The organism is Patulibacter sp. SYSU D01012 (assembly GCF_017916475.1).
Classification (GTDB): Bacteria; Actinomycetota; Thermoleophilia; order Solirubrobacterales; family Solirubrobacteraceae; genus Patulibacter.
Window position 1 is genome coordinate 266,522 of the sequence record NZ_JAFMTB010000003.1, and the last position, 17,859, is coordinate 284,380.

15 protein-coding genes are annotated in these 17,859 nt (G+C 76.0%); 10 read left to right on the forward strand and 5 right to left on the reverse strand.

Translation table 11 applies throughout. From position 1 onward, the window contains the following. Nucleotides 1-68: 68 nt before the first annotated feature. The 3 genes from J3P29_RS17130 to ppc all read right to left on the reverse strand — a co-directional run bounded on the left by J3P29_RS17130 (nucleotide 69) and on the right by ppc (nucleotide 4,617). Complete coding sequence (locus J3P29_RS17130; RefSeq protein WP_210495418.1) at nucleotides 69-1,244, reverse strand: alpha-hydroxy-acid oxidizing protein; 1,176 nt, start codon at nucleotides 1,242-1,244, stop codon at nucleotides 69-71. A 208-nt stretch (nucleotides 1,245-1,452) separates the two neighbouring features. Further along, complete coding sequence (locus J3P29_RS17135; protein ID WP_210495419.1) at nucleotides 1,453-1,929, reverse strand: nucleoside deaminase; 477 nt, start codon at nucleotides 1,927-1,929, stop codon at nucleotides 1,453-1,455. Between the two features lie 24 nt (nucleotides 1,930-1,953). Continuing rightward, on the reverse strand, nucleotides 1,954-4,617 hold the full coding sequence (gene ppc / locus J3P29_RS17140) for a phosphoenolpyruvate carboxylase (RefSeq protein WP_210495421.1): 2,664 nt from the start codon (nucleotides 4,615-4,617) through the stop codon (nucleotides 1,954-1,956). Nucleotides 4,618-4,943: 326 nt separating this feature from the next. On the opposite strand from ppc, the gene J3P29_RS17145 reads away from it, so the two are divergent. Next, a complete protein-coding gene (locus J3P29_RS17145) occupies nucleotides 4,944-5,366 on the forward strand; it encodes a nitroreductase family deazaflavin-dependent oxidoreductase (RefSeq protein ID WP_210495422.1) in 423 nt (140 codons plus the stop codon). Between the two features lie 41 nt (nucleotides 5,367-5,407). Here J3P29_RS17145 and J3P29_RS17150 read toward each other — a convergent pair whose 3' ends face one another. Continuing rightward, nucleotides 5,408-5,935 (reverse strand): hypothetical protein, encoded by a 528-nt coding sequence (locus J3P29_RS17150; protein WP_210495424.1) that lies wholly within the window; start codon nucleotides 5,933-5,935, stop codon nucleotides 5,408-5,410. A gap of 166 nt (nucleotides 5,936-6,101) precedes the next feature. On the opposite strand from J3P29_RS17150, the gene J3P29_RS17155 reads away from it, so the two are divergent. From J3P29_RS17155 to J3P29_RS17165, 3 genes are all read left to right on the forward strand, one after another. After that, nucleotides 6,102-6,659 (forward strand): TetR family transcriptional regulator, encoded by a 558-nt coding sequence (locus J3P29_RS17155; protein WP_210495425.1) that lies wholly within the window; start codon nucleotides 6,102-6,104, stop codon nucleotides 6,657-6,659. Continuing rightward, the gene (locus tag J3P29_RS17160) at nucleotides 6,656-8,188 is read left to right on the forward strand and encodes an MFS transporter (RefSeq protein ID WP_210495426.1); all 1,533 of its coding nucleotides are present in this window, start codon (nucleotides 6,656-6,658) and stop codon (nucleotides 8,186-8,188) included. Before J3P29_RS17155 ends, J3P29_RS17160 begins: the two co-directional genes overlap by 4 nt. Before the next feature lie 74 nt (nucleotides 8,189-8,262). Further along, entirely contained in the window at nucleotides 8,263-9,444 is a 1,182-nt protein-coding gene (locus tag J3P29_RS17165) for a saccharopine dehydrogenase NADP-binding domain-containing protein (RefSeq protein ID WP_210495428.1), read from the forward strand. Between the two features lie 21 nt (nucleotides 9,445-9,465). Here the strand turns inward: J3P29_RS17165 and J3P29_RS20140 are convergent, their stop codons facing one another. Continuing rightward, the gene (locus tag J3P29_RS20140) at nucleotides 9,466-10,182 is read right to left on the reverse strand and encodes a LuxR C-terminal-related transcriptional regulator (protein WP_246852267.1); all 717 of its coding nucleotides are present in this window, start codon (nucleotides 10,180-10,182) and stop codon (nucleotides 9,466-9,468) included. Between the two features lie 290 nt (nucleotides 10,183-10,472). Between J3P29_RS20140 and J3P29_RS17175 the strand changes: the two genes are divergently transcribed. From J3P29_RS17175 to J3P29_RS17205, 6 genes are all read left to right on the forward strand, one after another. Then, nucleotides 10,473-10,739, forward strand: a complete 267-nt coding sequence (locus J3P29_RS17175) for a type II toxin-antitoxin system Phd/YefM family antitoxin (protein ID WP_210495429.1) — start codon at nucleotides 10,473-10,475, stop codon at nucleotides 10,737-10,739. After that, on the forward strand, nucleotides 10,736-10,996 hold the full coding sequence (locus tag J3P29_RS17180) for a type II toxin-antitoxin system RelE/ParE family toxin (protein ID WP_210495431.1): 261 nt from the start codon (nucleotides 10,736-10,738) through the stop codon (nucleotides 10,994-10,996). Before J3P29_RS17175 ends, J3P29_RS17180 begins: the two co-directional genes overlap by 4 nt. A 487-nt stretch (nucleotides 10,997-11,483) precedes the next feature. After that, nucleotides 11,484-13,169, forward strand: coding sequence for an AMP-binding protein (locus J3P29_RS17190; protein ID WP_210495433.1), 1,686 nt, complete (start codon nucleotides 11,484-11,486; stop codon nucleotides 13,167-13,169). Between the two features lie 167 nt (nucleotides 13,170-13,336). Beyond that, complete coding sequence (locus J3P29_RS17195) at nucleotides 13,337-14,713, forward strand: calcium-binding protein (protein WP_210495435.1); 1,377 nt, start codon at nucleotides 13,337-13,339, stop codon at nucleotides 14,711-14,713. 195 nt (nucleotides 14,714-14,908) lie between these two features. Then, a complete protein-coding gene (locus J3P29_RS17200; RefSeq protein ID WP_210495436.1) occupies nucleotides 14,909-15,841 on the forward strand; it encodes a hydroxymethylglutaryl-CoA lyase in 933 nt (310 codons plus the stop codon). Beyond that, entirely contained in the window at nucleotides 15,838-17,853 is a 2,016-nt protein-coding gene (locus tag J3P29_RS17205) for an acetoacetate--CoA ligase (RefSeq protein WP_210495438.1), read from the forward strand. Before J3P29_RS17200 ends, J3P29_RS17205 begins: the two co-directional genes overlap by 4 nt. Nucleotides 17,854-17,859 lie beyond the last annotated feature (6 nt).

Consider the following 17,859-nt stretch of genomic DNA (forward strand, 5'->3'; position numbering starts at 1 on the left):
CGCTCCCGCCGGCCCGCCCGCCCGCGCCCGCCGGCCCGCCGGCCGGCCCGGCCCGCCCGCGCCGCCCCCTACGGCCGCGCCACCAGCACCCGCTCGTCCACCTCGTCGACCCCCTTCAGCCCGCACATCGCGAGCGACAGGTCGAGGTCGGCGAGCAGGCCGCGGACGATCTGGGTGACGCCCTCCTCGCCGCCGAGGGCCAGGCCCCAGACGTAGGGGCGGGCGATCAGGACCGCCTGGGCGCCGAGGGCCAGGGCCTTCAGCACGTCGGAGCCCGTGCGGACGCCCGAGTCGAGCAGGACGGGGGTGCCGTCCGGCACCGCGTCGACGACGCCGGGCAGCGCGTCGAGGGCGCCGATCGAGCCGTCGACCTGGCGGCCGCCGTGGTTGGAGACGATCACGCCGTCGATGCCCAGGTCGACCGCGCGGCGTGCGTCGTCGGGGTGCAGGACGCCCTTCACGAGCAGCGGCAGGTCGGTCTCGTCGCGCAGGGCGGCCAGGTCGTCCCAGGTCATCCCCGGGTTGGGGAACGTCATCGCCCAGCGCTGGATGGCGCCCTGCGGGTCCTCCTCGGGCGTCTTCTCCAGCCGCGAGCGGAAGACCGGGTCGGAGGTGTAGTTCGCGATGCCCTCGCCGACGAGGAACGGCAGGTACGCCGTGGTGATGTCGCGCGGCCGCCACGGCATCGTCAGCGTGTCGAGGGTGACGACGATCGCCTCGTTGCCCGCCGCCTCGGCGCGCTCGACCAGGCTACGCCGGATCTCGGGGTCGTTCGGCGGGTAGAGCTGGAACCACCGCGGCGCGTCCGGGGTGGCGGCCGCGACGTCCTCCATCGTGGACGACGCCGCGTTGCTCAGGCAGTGGGTCACGCCGAGCGCGTTGCAGGCGCGGGCGACCGCCAGCTCGCCGTCGGGATGCACGATCGACAGCACGCCGACGGGGCCCAGGACGATCGGGGCGTTCAGCGTCGTGTTCAGCACCCGGCGGGACAGGTCGCGCTGGGCGACCTCGCCGAGCAGCCGCGGCACCAGGCGGTGGCGGTCGAACGCCTCGCGGTTGGCGCGCATCGTGCGCTCCTCGCCGGCACCGCCGGCCACGTAGCCGTACGCGGTGTCCGACAGCTCCGCCTTCGCGCGCGCCTGCAGGTCGTCGTACGTCGTCGGCAGCGCCGGCCGCTCGCCGCCGAGCCCCCGCCCGTAGATCTCGAACTGGTACGCGCTGAAGGGGATCTGCGGCGTGCTCATGCGGCCACCCTAGCCCGCGCCGCCGGCGCCCGGGGACGGCCGGGACGGCGTCCGCGCCCGCCGAGCGGCGGCGCGCCACCGACGGCCGTGGCGGGCGGCCGACGTCCGTGCGGGCCGAGACCGCGGGTCGCCCGCGGCTCCACGCCCGCCCCCCGGGGAGCCGCGGCGCCCTGGGGTGGGCCGCGTCGTGACCCCTACGCCGGCGCGCCTAGCCCGCGTAGTACCGCCGCACCAGCCCGTGCACCTGCTCCGCCAGCTCCGGGTCGGGCCCGTCGACCGGCAGCCCGGGCGCGACCTCGGCGACCGGGAGCGACAGCACCGGCGCGGGCGGCACGTCCAGCTCCTGCAGCCAGCCGGCGTACTGGCCCGACGAGCTGGCGAAGACGATCCGCCCCAGCCCGACGCGGGCGTGGGCGGCGGCGCACATGACGCAGTGCTCGCCGGAGGTGTAGACGGTGGCGGCAGCGCGCTCGGCGGGCTCCAGGTTGCGGCCGGCCCACTGGGCGATGGTCAGCTCGGGGTGCCACGTCGGGTCGCGGGTGACGACGCGGTTGCGGTCCTCGAACAGCACCTCGCCGTCCCCGCTCACCAGGACGGACCCGAACGGGGCGTCGCCGTCCTCGAGCGCCTCGGCGGCGCGCTCGATCGCGCGCCGCAGGAAGGACCGGTCCGTCTCGCTGATCACGGCCCCCACGCTAGCCGCGCCGGCTCAGCCGGTGTTGCGCATCCCTGCCGCGATGCCGCCGATCGTCGACAGCAGCGCGGAGTGCGCCGCGTCGTCGCCGTCGCCGCGCCGGTCGCGCTTCAGCAGCGCCACCTGGATGTGCGACAGCGGGTCGATCCACGGGTTGCGGTGGGCCAGGCGCTCCTGCAGCGCCGGGGACTGGTCGAGCAGGGCATCGGTGCCGCGGATCTCCAGCACCACGCGGCGCACGCGGTCGTGCTCCTCGCGGATCGGCGTCCACAGCTCGTGCACGTCCTCGTCGACGAGCTCCAGGTACCGCTCGGCCACGCCCATGTCGGACTTGAAGAGCGACATCTCGAGCATGGAGACGATCGTGCGGAAGAACGGCCAGCGCTCGACCATCTCGCGCTGCAGCGCCCGGTCGCCCGGCTCGAGCGCCAGCCCGGTGCCGTACCAGGCCGGCAGCAGCATCCGGTTCTGCATCCACGCGAACACCCACGGGATCGCGCGCAGGCCCTCGACGCCCGGGGTGCCGCCGCGCTTGGCGGGGCGCGAGCCGATGTTCATCTCGGACAGCTCGGCCAGCGGCGCCGCCTGGTGCAGCAGGCGGGGGAAGCGCTCGTCCTCGAAGACGAGGGCGCGGTAGGCGTCGCGCGACACGCGGGTCAGCTCGTCGAGCGCCCGGCGGTACGCGGCCGGCGGGGCGTCCGTCGGCGCCAGCGTCGCCAGGATCACGGCGGAGACCGTCTGCTCGAGCGAGCGGACGGCCAGCTCGCGGTGCGGGTAGCGCTGCGAGAGCACCTCGCCCTGCTCGGTGATGCGGAGGCGGCCGCGGACCGACCCGGGCGGCTGCGAGAGGATCGCGCGGTGGTGCGGGCCGCCGCCGCGCGACGTGGAGCCGCCGCGACCGTGGAAGAAGCGCACCGCCACGTCGTGCCGGTCGGCCTGGGCGACGAGCCGCTCCTGCGCCCCGTACAGCCCCCACTGGCTGGCGATGAACCCGCCGTCCTTCGCCGAGTCCGAGTAGCCGAGCATGATCTCCTGCGCCCCGCCGCAGCGGGCGACGTGGGCCGCGTACGGGCCGATGCCGTACAGCTCCTCCATCGTCCCCTCGGCGGCCTCGAGGTCGTCGACCGTCTCGAACAGCGGGACGATCGGGACCGGCGGCGCCTCGGCCAGGTCGGCGGTGTGGCGCAGCAGGAAGAGCGTGCAGAGCACGTCGGAGGGCTGGCGCGCCATCGCGATGATCAGGCGGCCGATGGCCCGCGGGCCGTGGTCGGCGACGGCCTGGCCGACGGCGGCGATGCCCGCGATCGTGGCCGCGGCGTCCTCGTCCTGCACCTCGGGCGCGTACCGCGGCGGGCCGTCGAGCGCGGCGGTCAGCAGCCGCACGCGCCCCTCCTCGTCCGCGTCGGCGTAGCCCGGCAGCAGGTGCCCCGTCGCGTGCTGCAGCGGCCCCGCGGACTGGCGCACGTCGAGCGCGGCGAGGAAGAAGCCGAACGTGCGGGCCTGCGCCAGCAGCCGGGCGATGCGGCCGTCGGCGACGCGGGCCGAGCTGCACGAGTCGCGCAGCAGCTGCAGGTCGGCGATCAGCTCCTCGACGTCGCGGTAGCCGCCCTCGCCGCCGGCCGACGCGCGCTCCAGCCGCGCCGCGACGAACGTCAGCTTGCGGCGGAACGGCTCGTTCGGGCTGGCGCCGTTGAACGTCACGCGCGGCAGCTGGCGGGCGTCGCGGTCGATCGACTCGCGCAGCTCCTGCGTCACGAAGACGCGCTGCTCGGCCTGGGAGAAGAACGTGGCGAGCTCGTCGACGCGCTCGCGCAGCAGGCGCAGCGCCGTCGTGCGGTGCCGGCGCAGGGTCGCCGCGACGGTGTCGGGGCCGACGTTGGGGTTGCCGTCCATGTCGCCGCCGGCCCACGAGCCGAACGTGATCGGGGCGCGCAGCGCGGGGTCGGACGCCGCGCCGCCCGACCCGCCGGGCGGCCACGCGGTGTCGAACGTGCGGGACAGCTCCTCGAGCAGGTCGGGGATCGCGTCGTAGAGCACCGACTCGACGTGCAGCAGCGTGCGGCGCACCTCGTCGTCGGGGCGCGGACGCCGGGAGCGGACGTCGTCCGTCTGCCACCAGACCGTCAGGACCTCGCGCAGGTCGTCCTCCAGCTTGCGGCGCTGCGTCGGCCCCACGCGCGGGTCGTCCAGCCGCTCCATGAGCGCCCAGACCGTCTGCTGGTGGTCGAAGATCGAGCGGCGCGTCGCCTCGGTCGGGTGCGCCGTCATCACCAGGCCGACGTCCAGGTCGGCGAGCGCCTGGGCGCGCTGGTCGTGCGACAGGCCTGCCGTCGCGGCGGCCGCGGCGGCCAGCGACTCGCGCTGCGGCCGGGACGAGTCGGCGTCGTAGGCGCGGCGCCGGCGCAGGCGCTCGAGCTCCTCGGCGATGTTCGACAGCTGCAGCTGGATCGTGCAGGCGCGGACGATCGGCGCCAGGTCGGAGGACGAGAGCGCGCGGACGGACGCGACGAGCTCCTCCTGCGCGTCGGCGGACGCGTGCGCCCGCAGCTCGGCCGCGCGGTCGCGCAGCCAGAAGACCCGGTCGCGGAACGCGTGGCCCTCCTGCTCGACCAGGACGTCGCCCAGCAGGCGCTCCAGGAGCTCCGTGTCGCGTTCCAGGCTGGTCAGGGTGTCCGGCATCGGCCTCTTCGATCGTGGGGGATGCGGCGGCCCGCGGCCTGGGCCCGATGGCCAGGATCCGCGGCTCGCCGGCGCGCGCGTGCAGGACCCAAGGATGAACGACGGTGGTCGGACGTGGTGGGGCGCACGGGAACGATCACGCCGGCCGGGGGGAGGGAGCGCCGGGCGTGCGGCGCACGCGCGGCCGCGCGGGGGCGGCGGGCCCCGGCGCGGGACCGGGGCCGAGGAGCGGGCGCGGGTCGCCGGGCCTCCGGCGCGGCGAGGCAGGCCGGCTCCGCACCGACGCTCACATGGCGGCGGGGCGGCCTGGGTACAGTCGCGACACCATGCTCTTCGGTGCCGAACACGTGAAGCGCTACCGCGAGACGGGTGGTGCGGAGGGCCACGACTGGCAGGGGACGACCGTCCTCATCCTCACCACGACGGGGCGCCGGTCGGGCGAGCTGCGCTCCACGCCGCTGATCTACCGCGAGGTGGGCGCCACGGGCGGGTACGCCGTCGTGGCGTCGAACGGCGGCGGGGACGAGCCCAACTGGTACCTCAACCTGGTCGAGAACCCCGAGGTCGAGGTGCAGGTGAAGGACGACGTCTTCCCCGCCCACGCCCGCGTGGCGACCGCGGACGAGAAGCCGGACCTGTGGAAGGAGCTCGTCGCCACCTGGCCGCAGTACGACGAGTACCAGGCGAAGGCGACGCGCGAGATCCCCGTCGTGGTGCTCGACCGGAACTTCGCCGACTCGACGGACTGACGCGAGGGGGCGGGCGGCGAGCGCCCGCCCCGTCGGCCGGCCTACTCGGCGACGGCGACCGCGGCGGCGTCGAGCCAGCGCTGCAGCGCGTGGACGCCGGCGACGGTCAGGTCGCCGTCCTCGTCGACCCAGTCGCGCACGTGCAGCTCCAGGCCGAGCGCCTGCGCGTCCTGCGGGTGCGCGCCCTTGCCGGTCTGGGTCGCGAGCGTGACGGTGCCGGGCTCGACGGTCCAGCGGCCCGAGTCGATCGCGGCGAGCGCCCGGCCCTGGGCCGACGTCGGCAGGTCGAGGGGGCTCGGGTCGGCCGCCGCCGCGGGCGTCGCGGCCGGCGCGTCCGCCGTGGGCGCGTGCGGCGTGCCCTGCGGAGCGAACTGGTCGCGCAGCCAGCGGCCGGCGTCGTCGGCGACGCTGCGGGTGCGCTCCGGGTCGATGCCCGTGGCGCGGGCGATCCGCTCGAGGTCGCCGAGGTCGCCGCGCGACAGCCGCTCGCCGGCGCGCGTCATCTCGGTGGCGATGGTCCGCAGGGCCTGCTCCCAGTTGGCGCCGCGGCCGGGGTCGTTGGAGCTCATGGGTCCATGGTGGCACCCCGGGGTGAGCGCAGGCTGAAGGTCTCGTCGCAGACGGGTGTCAGGGGCGGCCCGCGCCTCTCGCGCCGCGGGCCGGAGGCCCAGGCGGCCCAGGTGCGGCCGTGACCCGTATGGAACAGCGATGTTCCGTCCGGGGTACCATCCGTCCATGACGCCGCCGGATCTCGTGCTCGAGGCGATCGCGGCGGAGCTCTCCCGCCGCCCGGCCGCGTCCATGCAGGAGCTGGCCGCCGCCGCCGGCATCGGCCGCACGACGCTGCACCGCCGCTTCGCCACGCGCTTCGACCTGGTCCGTGCAGTGGCCGCGCACGCGCTGGGCGAGGCGGACCGCATCTTCGACGCCGTCGGTCTGGACGACGCGCCCCCGGCCGCGGCGCTCGACCGGCTGGCGGACGAGGTCATGGGCCTGGCGCTCGCCTACGCGCTGCTGTTCGCGGACGCGACGCTCGAGGCGGACGCGGGCCTGGCCGCCGAGGTCGAGCGGCAGGACGCGCGGCTGGAGCGCTTCGTCGCGCGGGCCCAGCGCGACGGCGTGCTGCGCGCCGACCTGCCCGCCCGCTGGATCGTCTTCTCGCTCGGCGCCCAGGCCTCGGCGCTGTGGTGGGCCGTCCGCGACGAGCACCTGGGGCGCCGCCAGGCCCCGGCGCTGTTCCGCACGACCGTCCTGGACGGCCTGGCGGCCCGCGCGGCCGGGGGCGGGTCGTGAGCGGCGCGGCCCCGGCCGGCGCGGTCGACCGGGGGCCGGAGAACCGCTGGCGGGTGCTCGCCGTCCTCTCCGCCGCGCTGCTGCTCGTCGTCGTCGACGTGACGGTCCTGCACGTCGCCGCGCCGGCGATCGCCGAGGACCTGCGGCCGTCGTCGACCGCGCTGCTGTGGACGATCGACGTCTACCCGCTCGTCGTCGCGCCGCTGCTCGTCGCGGCCGGCACGGTCGGGGACCGCTGGGGCCGCCGGCGGACGCTGATCGTGGGCCTGGTCTGGTTCACCGTCGCGTCCGCGCTCGCCGCGTTCGCGTGGTCGCCGGGGGTGCTCATCGCGGCGCGGGCCCTGCAGGGCGTCGGCGGCGCGCTGATCATGCCGAGCACGATGTCGATCATCCGGGCGGTCTTCCCCGACCGCCAGGAGCGGGTGCGGGCGATCGGGATCTGGAGCGCCGTGCTGTCCGGCGGGGGCGTCGCCGGGCCGCTGGTCGGCGGCTTCCTCGTCGAGCACCTGTGGTGGGGCGCGGTCTTCCTCATCAACGTCCCGATCCTGCTGCTGGTCCTGCCCTTCGCCCTGCGCGTCCTGCCGGAGAGTCGGCACAGCGACCCGCCGCCGTGGGACGCGCGGAGCGTCGTGCTCGTCGGCGCCGGGGTGCTGCTGCTGGCGTTCGGCATCAAGCACGGCGCACGCCACGGGGTGGACGCGCCGACCGTGGCGTCGGCCGTCGTCGCGGTCGCGGCGCTCGTCGCCTTCGGCCGACGGCAGCTGCGCGCGGCGCGGCCGCTGCTCGACCTGCGGCTGTTCGCCGAGCCCGTCTTCGCCGTCGCCGCGGCGTCCGTCCTGCTCGTGATGTTCGCGTTCGTCGGGCTGGAGCTCTTCTTCTCGCAGTACCTGCAGCTCGTCCTCGGCCTGGGGCCGCTCGAGGCGAGCGTGCGCCTGCTGCCGCTGATCGGGGCGTCCGTCGTCGGCTCGCTCGCGGGCGCCCCCGTGCTGCGGCGCCTGGGGGCGCGCGCCGTGATGCCCGCCGGCCTGGCGATCGCGGCGGTCGCGCTCGTGCCGCTGCTGTGGGTGGGCACCGCCGACCGCTACCTGCTGCTGGCGGTGCCCTTCGTCGTGCTCGGGCTGGCGCTGCAGGTGGCGCTGCTGGCGGCCAACGACACGATCCTCTCCGCCGTCTCGGCCGACGACGCGGGCCAGGCCGCGGCGATCGAGGAGACGGGCTACGAGCTGGGCGGCGGCATCGGCGTGGCGGTGCTCGGCGCCATCGGCACCGGGATCTACACGGGGGCGCTCGGCACCGTGCGCGGCGTGTCGGCCGCCGACCTCGACGCCGCGGGCGGCTCCATCACCGAGGCCGTGTCGGTCGCCGAGCGGCTGCCGGCAGCCGTCGCCGAGCCGCTGCTGGCCGCGGCGCGCGACGCGTTCGTCGTCGGCTTCCACGGGGTGACGGTCGCCGCGATCGCGCTCGTGGCGCTCGCGGCCGTGCTGGCGGCGGCGGTGCTGCGGCGCGGCGCCCGGCCCGCCGCCGGCTGAGCGGCCCCGCCCCGGGACTGGCCGCATGGCCAGTCCGCCGCGCACGCCGTCCGCGCGCGTGAAAGGGTGCGGCCATGACCGACGACCGGCCGTACGACATCGTCCTGCTCGGCTGCACCGGCTTCACCGGCGGCCTGACCGCGGAGTACCTGGCCCAGCACGCCCCCGCCGACCTGCGCTGGGCCCTGGCGGGCCGCAACCGACAGAAGCTCGAGGCGCTGCGCGACCGGCTGCGCGACCTGGCCGACCGCCCGGGCGAGATCGAGCTGCTCGAGACCGACCTGACGGACCGTGCGTCGCTCGACCGGGTGGCCGGGCAGACGAAGGTGCTGATCACGACCGTCGGCCCCTACGCCCTGCACGGCGAGCCCGTCGTCGCCGCCTGCGCCGCCGCCGGGACGGACTACGTCGACCTGACCGGCGAGCCCGAGTTCGTCGACCGCATGTGGAACCTGCACCACGAGACGGCGGTCCGCACGGGCGCCCGCCTGGTCCACTGCGCCGGCTTCGACTCCATCCCGCACGACCTGGGCGCGTACTTCACCGTCCAGCAGCTGCCCGAGGGGGTGCCGATCACCGTGCAGGGCTACGTCCGCGCCGGCGGCGCGGTCTCGGGCGGCACGTACCACTCCGCCGTCAACGCCTTCGGTCGCGCGCGGCAGACGGTGCAGGAGGCGAAGAAGCGCCGCGCGCGCGAGCCGCGACCCGAGGGCCGGCGGGTGCACGGCATCAAGCGGCCGGTCCACCGCGACGCCGCGCAGGGCGGCTGGGTGGTGCCGCTGCCGACGATCGACCCGCAGATCGTGCTGCGCTCCGCCCGCGCGCTCGAGCGCTACGGGCCCGACTTCTCGTACGGCCACTACATGGTCGCCAAGCGCGCCACGACCGTCGGCCTGCTGGGCGTCGGGCTCGGCGCGATCGGGCTGCTCGCGCAGACGAAGCCCACGCGCGACCTGCTGCTGAAGGTCAAGGACCAGGGCGACGGGCCCACGCCGGCGCAGCGGGCCAAGCACTGGTTCCGCGTGCGCTTCGTCGGCGAGGGCGGCGGCAAGCGCGTCGTGACGAAGGTCTCGGGCGGGGACCCGGGCTACGACGAGACCGCGCGCATGCTCGCCGAGACGGGGCTCTGCCTGGCGCTCGACGACCTGCCGCAGACGGCCGGCCAGGTCACGACCGCCCAGGCGATGGGCGACGCGCTCCTGGCGCGGTTGCAGCGCTCGGGCCTGACGTTCGAGGTCCTCGAGCCCGCCGCCTGAGCGGGCGCGGCGCCGGGCGGCTCAGAGCAGGCCGAGCCGCCCGGCGCGGGCGACGACCCGCAGGCGCGAGGGCGCGTCGAGCTTGCGCATGAGCCGGCCCACGTGGCCCTTCACGGTCGGCTCGGCGATCACGAGCCGGTCGGCGATCTCGCGGTTGGAGCAGCCGTCCGCGAGCAGCGCCAGCACCTCGCGCTCGCGCCGCGACAGCTCCGGCGCGCCGCCCGGCGCCGCTGCCTGGCGGCTCCGGCGGAGCGCCAGCTCGGCCTCGAGCGCCGCGATCCGCCGCGCGTTCAGGCGGGCGCCCACGTCCGCGGCCAGGCCGGCGAGCGCGTCGAGCAGCCGGTCGGCGGGCGCGCCCGGCCGGCGCGACCCGACGTAGAGCAGGCCGACGACCCCGGTCGGGTCGACGATGGGCGCGCAGCCGACGCCGCGCAGGCCCTCCGCGCCGATCGGGGCCGCGAAGTCGCGCGTGATCGTCCGCGCGCGGGCGTAGTCCTCGACGGCGTGCGGGCGGGCCTCGGCGAGCGCCCGGCCGCCGAGGCCGCGCCCGGCGACGGGCGCCAGCGCGGCGAAGCGCTCCGGCGTGACCCGCGCGACGTGCAGCAGCGGCACCGCGCCGTCCGTCGTGGTCAGGCCCCCGAACGCCGTCTCGGCGCCCAGGCGCGTCGTCGCGGTGCGGACGGCCTCGGCCACCGCGGCGGCGGGGGCGAGGGGATCGGGGACGGCGGGGGCGGACATCGGCGGACGCCCGGGGCGCCGCCGGGCGTGCCCGCAGCCTACGCGCGCGGCGCCGCGGCCGGGATCAGTCGTCGGCGCCGTGGCCGCCGTGGCGCCGGCCGTGGTCGTCGCCGGCCTCGTGGTGGTGCCGGCGGCGGCGACGACGACGAACGGGGCGCGGGGACACTGGGTGCTCCGTCCTCGGGTGCGCCCCGCGTGCAGCCTGCGTCTCTCCCGGGCCCCGCAACCCCGGGGACATGAGTCGCACCAATCGCATAAGACGCTCCACCTTGTACATTTCGGTCATGCCTATGGCGCCGTACACCGTGTCCGATGCTCGTCGGCGGTTGGCGTCGATCATCGATGAGGCGCGAGAGGGCCACGAGCCGATCTATCTCGAGCGACGAGGCCGCCGTATCGCGGCGGTGATCGACGCCGACGACCTCGACCGGCTGCTCGAGCTTGCCGAGGACATGGCCGATATCCGTGCCGCCGAGGCCGCGCGGGTGGAGATGCGAGAGACGGCTGCCGCCCCGATTCCGTGGGACGAGGTCAAGGCCGACCTTGGCCTGACGTGAGCTACGAGGTCCAGCTGGCGCCAGCAGCGGCCCGCCAGCTGCGGAAGCTCGATCCGCAGGTCCGGCGGAGAATCCAAGCCGCGCTCGAACTCCTGGCCCAGGATCCACGTCCGCCCGCCGCAACACGACTGGTCGGCGGGGCCGGCGAATGGCGGGTCCGAACCGGCGACTACCGCATCGTCTACGAGATCCACGACGGCACCCTTCTGGTGCTCGTGCTGCGCATCGGTCACCGCCGCGACGTCTACGACCGGTGACGCGCCCCGGGGGCGCGTGCGGCTCCCCGCCGAAGGACGCGTCGTCCGACGAGGTCGTGGAGGGCGTCCGCGCCGCGGCCCGTGGCGAGTCGCCGCTCGATCCCGGGGACGCCGGGACCGTGCTCCGCGCGCGGACCGAGCCCGATCCGCTCGCCAGCCTGTCGCCCCGCGAGCGCGACGTCCTCGCCCTCCGGGTGCAGGGGCTGCCGAACAGGCTCATCGCGCGCCGCCTGGGGATCACCGAGAAGACGGTCGAGTCGCACCCGACACGCGTGTTCCGCGCGGTCGGCGTGACCGACCGGATGCAGGCCGCGCTGTGGGCCGAGCGGCACGGGCCGCGGGACGCGCCCCGCCGACCGCGTCCTTCTGCCGCAGGGCCGCCACGGGATCGCGACTTTCGTAGCGTTGCTGCGTGGCGGGCCCGCGGCGTAGCGTGCTCGCACCCGCCGGCAGGACGCCCGCGGGAGGAGAGGGAGAGGACCACGACGTGAGCCCGGAGCAGACCATCCCCGACCGCAGCGCCCCGCCGCGGCTGCGCGACTACGCCGAGGAGCGCCGCACGTTCTCCGTGACGGTGCCCGACGTCTACAACCCGGTGATCGACATCGTCGAGGGCTGGGCCGCGGACGCGCCCGACGACCTGGCGCTCGTCTCCGTCGGCCCGACGGGCGAGACCGTCGCCGAGCAGACCGTGGCCGACCTGGCGCGCGAGGCGCGCCGCTTCGCCCGCGCCCTGCTCGACCTGGGCGTGCGGGCCGGCGACCCGGTCTTCGTCATGCTGCCGCGCGTCCCCGCCTGGTACACCGCCGTCCTCGGCGCCATCCGCATCGGCGCGGTGCCGATGCCCGGCCCCAACCTGCTGACGCCGAAGGACATCGCCTACCGCGTCACCCAGGCCGACGCCGTCGTCGCGATCACGGACGCCGCGGGCGCCGAGAAGATCGACGCCATCGAGGGGGAGCTGCCGAGCCTGCGCCACCGCATCGCGTGGACGCCCGCCGGCGGCCCCGCGGGCTGGCACGACCTGGACGCGCTGCTGAACGCCGTCGGGGAGGACGCCGACGACCTGCCGGCCGAGCCGACGCGGCGCGAGGACCCGCTGTTCCTCTACTTCACGTCGGGCACGGTCTCGCACCCGAAGATGGTGCTCCACACCCAGGAGTACGGCCTGGGGCACGTGGCGACCGCGCGCTTCTGGCACGACCTGCGGCCCGGCGACCGGCACTGGACCGTGACGGACACGGGCTGGGCGAAGGCCGCCTGGGGCGGGCTGTTCGGCCAGTGGCACGAGCGGGCGACCGTCGTCCAGGTGCAGCTGGGCAAGCCCGACGCCGACACGATCCTGGGCATCCTGGAGCGGCACCGGATCACGTCGTTCTGCGCGCCGCCGACGCTGTACCGCCTGCTCGTCCAGGCCGACCTGACGGCCCACGACCTGTCCGCGCTGCGCCACTGCACGAGCGCGGGCGAGCCGCTGAACCCCGAGGTCATCAAGGTCTGGAAGGCCGGCACGGGTGGGCTGACGGTCCACGACGCCTACGGCCAGACCGAGACGACGGTCCTCGTCGCGAACTACCCCGGCGTGGAGGTGCGACCCGGGTCGATGGGCCTGCCGGTCCCGGGCTGGGAGGTCGACGTGCTCGACGAGGAGGGCCGCCGCGCCCCGGACGGCGAGGTCGGCGCGATCGCCGTCCGCGTGGACGAGGAGCACCGGCCCGTCGGCCTGTTCGCCGGGTACCACCGCAACCCCGACGCGACGGCCGACCGCTTCCGCGACGGCTGGTACCTGACGGGCGACAAGGCGGCGCGCGACCCCGACGGCTACCTGTGGTTCGAGGGGCGCGACGACGACGTCATCACCTCGTCCGCCTACCGGATCGGGCCCTTCGAGGTGGAGTCCGCCCTCGTCGAGCACCCCGCCGTGGTCGAGGCCGCGGTGGTCGGCAAGGACGATCCCGAGCGCACGCAGGTCGTCACCGCCTTCGTCATCCTCGCCGAGGGCGCGCCGCCGGCGGACGAGGCGCTCGTGCGCGAGCTGCAGGACCACGTCAAGCGGCTGACCGCGCCGTACAAGTACCCGCGCCTGATCCGCTTCGTGGACGAGCTGCCGAAGACGGTGTCGGGCAAGATCCGCCGCACCGAGCTGCGCGACCTGCTGCGCGGCGAGGCCTAGGGGCGCCCGCGCCGCGCAGGCGGGACGCCTCGTCCCACCTGCGCGGGCGCCGGGGCCGGCCGGCGATCGGGCGCATGCGCCGCGGACGCCGGGGTAGGAACGTCAGCACCGGGCGGTGACGCCGTTCACCGGCGCCGGAACAGGTGAACACCCCTACCCTAGGTGACATGCGTACCCCAGAAACGACGACGACGGGCCACGGCCGGCCGCGTGCGTCGCAGCTCCCCTCCGTCCGTCGCGGCGTCGTGGCCGCCGCGGCGGGGCTCGTCCTCGCGCTGGGGGCCTCGGGCGCCGCGCAGGCGGCCACCCTCGTGGGCTCCCCCGGCCCCGACCGCCTGGTCGGCAAGAGCCCGGGCGGCGACGTCCTCTACGGCGGCGGCGGCGCGGACACGCTGATCGGCGGCCCCGGCAACGACTTCATCTACGGCGTGCGGTCGGGCAACACCATCAACACCGGCGCGGGCGACAACTACGTCGAGGGCGGCGCGGGCGACGACAAGGTGACCGCCGGCAACGGCAACAACACGATCTACACCGGGTCCGGCCACGACACGATCGTCGCCGGCGACGGCAACAACTACGTCGACCCGGGCGGCGCGCCCGACACCGTCACGCTCGGCAACGGCAACAACGTGCTGCACACGGGCAGCGGCGGCGGCACGTACACCGTCGGCAACGGCAACAACATCATCTTCTACCTGTCCGGCCCGGCGCGCATCAAGGCCGGCGTCGGGGTCAACCAGATCTTCGTCAACACGGCCAGCGCCGTGCAGAGCGTCGACTGCGGCGGCAACCCGGCGACCGTCCTCTACATCAACCCGCGTGCCGCGACCGGCGGCTCGTCGAACGCCAAGGCGATCGCCGAGGGCCGGATCCGCAACTGCCCGAACATCATCGAGAAGGTCGGCGAGCGCCGGGTGAAGTCGCGCAGCGCGGGGCAGTGGGCGAAGTTCCACCTGGTCGGCGACGAGGGCAACGACCACCTGTTCGGCGGCCACGGCGGCGGGCTGATCGAGGGCAAGGGCGGCGACAACATCCTGTGGGCCGACCGCATCAAGGCGACGGGCGGCGCGAAGGCCCGGTCGAAGACCACGACGATCACGGCCTTCAACGGCGACAACGAGATCTACGGCGGTCGCGGGACGAACGTCATCACCGTCGGCTCCGGCAAGAACTTCATCCGCGCCGGGCAGCTGCACAACCGCATCACGACGAACGGCGGCGACAACGTCGTGCGCCTGCAGGGCAAGGGGCGCAACACGGTCACCTTCAACGGCGGCCGCAACTACGTCGAGTCGTTCGCGAACGGCAAGCACGTGCCGGTGATCCGCTGCCGCAAGGGCGCCAAGGGCATCGTCGTCTACGGCCGCGTCAAGCCGAAGACGAACTGCGGCACCCGCTCGAGCGCCTACTCGAAGAAGGGCAAGAAGCTGCAGGTCAACGGCGTGCTGCACATCCGCGACTCCGACTCCGCGGTCCCGGGCCGGCCGAAGCCCGGCGAGAACGGCGTCGGCGTGCCGCGCCCGATCCTGGCGACGCGCTGACGGCGCGCCGTCCGGCCCGGCCGGACGGCCGCCACCGCGCGGCGGCGCCCGCCGCCGCGCACCCCACGACGGGCGGCCACGGCCGCCCGTCGGCGTTCCGGCGCGGCGGGCGCCGGCGGCCCCCCGGACGCCCCAGGCGACGGGCGGCGCGCAGCAGGGGTGGCGCGCGGACGCCCGGACGGAGAAGATGCCGCCATGCCGTCCCCAGCGCCGTCCCGCTCACTGCCCGCCGCGGCGCACGTCCGCGACGTCGGGCCGCGGGACGGCCTGCAGGTCGAGAAGCCGTTGCCGGTCGCGGCGCGGGTCCGGCTGATCCGCGCGCTCGTCGCCGCCGGGGTGCGCGAGATCGAGGTCGGCGCGTTCGTCTCGCCCCGGGCGGTGCCCGCGATGGCCGGCGCGGCCGAGCTGCTGGACGAGCTGGGCCCGATCGACGGCGTCGTCCGCACGGCGCTCGTGCCCAACCTGCGCGGCGCGGTCGACGCGGTCGCGGCGGGGGCCGACGCGCTGTCCGCCACGCTCTCCGCGTCGGAGGAGTACGGCCGCCGCAACGTCCGGATGGGCGTGGACGCCGCGCTGCGCGAGCTCGAGGCGATCGCCGAGACGGCGCGCGCGGCCGGGCTGCCGGTCGACGCCGTGGTCTCGTGCGCGTTCGGCTCGCCGTACGAGGGCGAGATCGCGCCGGACGAGGTCGCCCGCGTCGTGGCGGCCGCGCGCGCGGCCGGGGCCGACGTCGTGACCCTGGCCGACACGACCGGGATGGCCACGCCGCGCGGGATCGACGACGTGCTCGACGCGGTCGGCACCGACGTCGGCCTGCACCTGCACGAGACGCGCGGCACCGCGCTGCTCTGCGCCTACGCGGGCCTGCAGCGCGGGGTGACGCGCTTCGACACGTCGCTCGGCGGGCTCGGCGGATCGCCGTTCGCGGAGGGCGCCGCGGGCAACCTGGCCACGGAGGACCTGGTGTCCGTGCTCGACGACCTGGGGGTGGAGAGCGGGATCTCGCTGCCGGGGCTGCTCGTCGGGAGCGGGCTGCTGCGCGAGACGGTGGGCCACGTCCTGCCGAGCGCCGTCGCGCAGGCCGGCCCGCGGCTGCCGGCCGCCACCGACGTGGGGCTGGTCCGGTGAGCGCCGCGCCGCGCGTGCACGCGCCCGACCCCGAGCGCGCCCGCCACGCCAGCATCGAGCGCTTCCGCGCGCACGCCGCCGCGCGCCACGGCGTCGCGCTGCCGGACTACGCCGCGCTGCACGCGTGGTCGGTCGACGCGCTCGAGGACTTCTGGGCGACGGTCGCCGACTTCTGCGGCGTGCGCTGGCACGCGGCGCCGGAGCGGCCGCTCGCCACGCCGCCGGAGCAGGTCGAGCGGGCGCGCTGGTTCCCCGGCGGCACGCTCAACCTGGCCGAGCACGTGCTCGAGGGCCGCGACCCCGACGCCGTCGCGCTGCGGCACGCGTCCGAGCTGCGGCCCCTCGACGCGTGGACCTGGGGCCGGCTGCGGTCCGAGGCGGCGCGCATCGCCGCGGGCCTGCGCGCGGACGGCGTCGGGCCCGGCGACCGCGTCGTCGCGTACCTGCCCAACGTGCCCGAGGCGATGGCCGGGGTGCTCGCGTGCGCGGCGGTCGGCGCCGTGTGGTCGTCCTGCTCGCCCGACTTCGGTCCGCGCGCGGTGCTCGACCGCTTCGGCCAGATCGCGCCGACCGTGCTGCTGACCGTCGACGGCTACCGCTACGGCGGCAAGGACTTCGACCGCACGGACGCTGTGCGCGCGCTGCAGGACGCGCTGCCGTCGCTGCGCCGCACGGTGCTCCTGCCGTACCTGGACGCCGGCGCCGATCCCGGGGCCCTGCGGGACGGCGTCGCGTGGGCGGACTACGGCGACCCGGACGCGGCGCCCGCCTACGCGGCCGTCCCGTTCGACCACCCGCTGTGGATCCTCTACTCGTCCGGCACGACCGGGCTGCCGAAGGCGATCGTCCAGGGCCAGGGCGGCATCCTGCTCGAGCACCTCAAGCTCATGACGCTGCACCTGGACGCGCGCGAGGGCGACCGCGTCTTCTGGTTCACCACGACCGGCTGGATGATGTGGAACTTCCTCGTCGGGGTGCTGCTGACCCCGGCGCAGGTGGTGCTGTGGGACGGCTCGCCGACCCCGCCCGGCCCGGACGGGCACCCCGACGCCGCGGCGCTCTGGGGCCTGGCCGCCGACGCCGGCGTGACGACGTTCGGCACGAGCGCCGCGTACCTGCAGGCGTGCGTGAAGGCCGGCGTGCGCCCCCGCGAGGGCCGCGACCTGTCCGCCCTGCGCGCCGTCGGCTCCACCGGCTCGCCGCTGTCGCCGGAGGGCTTCCGCTGGGTGTACGACGAGCTGGGCGACGACACGTGGCTCTTCTCCACGTCCGGCGGCACCGACGTGTGCTCCGCGTTCGTCGGCGGCGTGCCCACGCTGCCCGTGGTCGAGGGACGCCTGCAGGCGCCCGCGCTCGGCGCGGCGCTCGAGGCGTGGGACGAGGACGGCCGCGAGGTGCCGACCGGCGAGGTCGGCGAGCTCGTCCTGACGCGCCCGATGCCGTCGATGCCGCTGCGGCTGTGGGGCGACGAGGACGGCACGCGCCTGCACGAGGCGTACTTCGACGTCTACCCCGGGATCTGGCGGCACGGCGACTGGGTCGCGCGCACGCCCGAGGGCGGCGCGGTGCTGCACGGCCGCTCCGACGCGACGATCAACCGCGGCGGCGTGCGGATGGGCACGAGCGAGATCTACGCCGGCGTGCTGGCGCTCGACGAGATCCTCGACGCGCTCGTCGTCGACCTGCCCCACCCCGACGGGGCGGCGGCCGGCTCGACCATCGAGCTGTTCGTCGTGCTGCGCGACGGCACGACCCTGGACGACGAGCTGCGGCGACGGATCGCGCGCGCGGTGCGCGAGACGTGCTCGCCGCGGCACGTGCCCGACACCGTGCACGCGGTCGCCGCGATCCCCCGGACGCTCTCGGGCAAGGTGCTCGAGGTGCCGGTCAAGCGGATCCTCACCGGCGCGCCGGTCGAGCGGGTCGCCAACCCGGACACCCTCCAGGACGCGTCCGCCCTCGAGCCCTTCGTCGCCTACGCGCGCGAGCGCCTCGGCACGGCGGCCGGGTAGGCCCGG